Annotated in this window: 2 protein-coding genes and 1 pseudogene; all 3 read right to left on the bottom strand. The window is 68.7% G+C overall.

Annotated elements, in window-relative coordinates; all coding sequences use genetic code 11:
• Positions 1-126 precede the first annotated feature (126 nt).
• Positions 127-972 carry an SAM-dependent methyltransferase gene (locus tag QH270_RS30885; RefSeq protein WP_280347889.1) on the bottom strand — a complete coding sequence of 282 codons (846 nt, stop codon included), beginning with the start codon at positions 970-972 and terminating at the stop codon, positions 127-129.
• Positions 972-1,736 carry a hypothetical protein gene (locus QH270_RS30880; RefSeq protein ID WP_280347888.1) on the bottom strand — a complete coding sequence of 255 codons (765 nt, stop codon included), beginning with the start codon at positions 1,734-1,736 and terminating at the stop codon, positions 972-974. The genes QH270_RS30885 and QH270_RS30880 overlap by 1 nt, the downstream gene beginning before the upstream one ends.
• A pseudogene (locus QH270_RS30875) lies at positions 1,733-2,585 on the bottom strand (hypothetical protein); the annotation flags it as partial. The pseudogene QH270_RS30875 and the gene QH270_RS30880, both read right to left, overlap by 4 nt.

Below are 2,585 nucleotides of genomic sequence, written 5' to 3'. Positions count from 1 at the left end.
TCTCGCAGTCAGGTGTGATCTTCCGTGAGGTGAGTGTTCTTGTTGCGAGCAGATCGCGAAAGTCTCTGACGGTCAGCGAGATGGACGGGCAGCTGGCGCGCTGTGCTGATGTGGTCCTGTCCGGTTTCATCGGTGATGTAGCTTGCCCACGGCGGCGTAGCTGCACACCGTTGGCCGCGGCCACACCCCGAACCCGGCCAGGCACTCATCGCCGTTGTTGTGGTCGGGCCGCCACAGGTCTGCGGTGACCAGGCCGGGATCGAGTAGCAGCAACGGTGCGAGCATCTGTTCGACCTCGTCGCGATCGCGTGGCCGATACCGGATGCCTGCCGAGGCCAGTGTTTCGACGGCGGTGTCGATGTCGCTGTCGTGCAGGTCGGCGGCGGTGTGGGTGAACACCAGCCAGGATCTGTCGGGTAGATGCTGGAGTAGTGACGCCACCAGTGCGGGTGCGTCGGGGAGGAATTCGGCGGTCCCGGACAGGCATACCGCGATCGGTGTCGAGATGTCGAGTCCTGTCGTGAGGTGTTCGGCGATGCTGGCGAAGTTCGTCAGGTCGGCGGTTGCGAACGCGGAGTTGGGCCCGGTCATCAGGGCGAGGGCGTGAGCGGCGACGTAGGGGTCGTGGTCGAGGTAGAGGGTGCGAGCGCTCGGGTTCTGGTTGGCGGCGACGTCGTGGACCTGGGGTGCGTTCGGATATCCGCACCCGAGTTCGACGATCTGGGTTATCCCGTGGTCGCCGACGAGGTGCTCGATCGCGCGCAGCATGAACGCGCGGGCCTGGGTGACCGCGACGCGGAAGGTGGTGTTGGCACTGAGTTTGTCGGCGATGTGGCGGTCGATGAGGTAGGCATCCTTGCCACCGTGGATCGCATCGAAGACCCTGGCTGGGTTGGGCTCCCTCGCGTCGAGTATGCCGTCACGGTGGGTACTCGTGGCGGAGCCGGTGCCGGGTGTGCAGGTGTCGGCCACTACGGTTCCTCGCTGATTTCGGTGATCTTGTTGACGCCGTCGGGGTCGGTGGCGGTGTGGAAGATCAGGGTGGCCAACAGCTCTGGTGCGGCGTCGGGGCGTTGTTCGCGGACATGGACCTGCCAGGCAGCCGGTGCGGTCGGCACGATGGACACGCAGTACTTCGTCCCGGCCGGGACGGTGTCGATCCCGGCCTGGATCCCCTCGGCGGAGGGCACTTTCGCGTCTGCGGTGACGAATTCGCGGGCCGTGGTCCCGGATCTTTCGACGTAGTAGGCGTGTTGGAAGGCGAAGATCACCGAGACGGAGCTGGTCGTATCACCAGGGTCGGTGCCCGAGGCCAGCGCAGGCGTGCGGGTGTGCGGGCAGTCCGCGATCGCGTAGGTGGGTGAGCTCGGCGCGATGACCGAAGGTATGGGCAACGGGTCGGGTAGCGGTGTCAGCGGAGCCTCGGTGACGGGGGACGCGGTGTCGTGCAGTGCCAGCGTGATCACGACCAGGACCAGCAAGGCGATGCCGAATACGGCGGCGAGCCCCGCGATGACCCGGCCCGGGCCACGGTCAGCGCGCGCGGGCGCGAAGCTGCGGCCGACCTGCCGGAACCCCGGCGGCGCTGCCGGGGCGCCGTGATCGGTGTCGCGGTGGTCGGTGGGCTGGCTCCAGTCCGACCAGTCCCCGACCCACCCGTCCTCGGTGTCGAATCGGTCGTCGTCGCTGTCGGCGGACGGAGTGTATCGGCGCAGATCTAACGGGCTCTCGCTCACGACGGCACCGCCCCGATGACCGGGACGACGACACCTGCCGGGTCCCCGGCGATCGAGGCCGGAGCCGTGACCCCTGCTTGGGTACGCGGCTTGTGCTCGCCCTCGTCCCCGGCTGCCGACTGTGCTCCCGCGGGCGGGAGCACTGCGGTCGTGGGCGCGCCCGCGGTGTTCGGCACGACCCCTGGTTGTCCGGTGCCGCCGGGCCCGATGGGTGCGGCTGGCTTCGGCTCGGCGGTGTTCGGGCCCGCGGAGGGCTCAGGTTTCGGCGAGGCGGCCGGGGAACCCCCGGCATTCGTGCCGGTGCCGGTACCGGCTGCGGCACCGCCTGCGGGTTTGTCGGAACCGCCGAAGTTGATGACCGGTGCGGCCGGCGTGGTGGTGGGGTTCGTGGTGGTGGCACCGCTGTTGGTTGCCGCTGGTGTGGTGGTGGTCGGGTTGTCGGCTGTGCCGGTGAGCGCGGCGGTGATGGTGTCGCCGGCTTCGGTGCCGAGGGTGTCGATGGCGTGGGTGGCGACGCCTGCTCCTTCGGTGATCAGGGTGGTCAGGACTTCGGCGCCGGAGGTGATCAGCTGGGTGCCCACGGTGGTGGCGGCTTCGATCGCCGCGGCCCCAAGGGCTTGTTGCATCGCGATAACAGGGTCGGTCGAGGTTGCGTTCGTGTCGGGCGCTGTGGCGGAGGCATCGTCGCCTGCGGTGGTGTCGTCGGTCGGCAGGGAAGGGTCGCCGGTCGAGGGGCCGCCGCCGGTGCCCAGGCTCGACTTCGGGGTTGTATAGGACTTCTCGCCGAGCTTGCTGCTGTAGCTGTCGTAGTCGGCTTGGGCGCCCTGCACAGTGGACAGGGCGCTGCTG

Origin of the sequence: Nocardia neocaledoniensis (assembly GCF_029868625.1) — a bacterium.
In the GTDB taxonomy this organism is placed as follows: Bacteria; Actinomycetota; Actinomycetes; order Mycobacteriales; family Mycobacteriaceae; genus Nocardia; species Nocardia neocaledoniensis_A.
The sequence above is the reverse complement of the archived record's forward strand: the minus strand, read 5'-3'. Positions and strand labels throughout refer to the sequence as shown.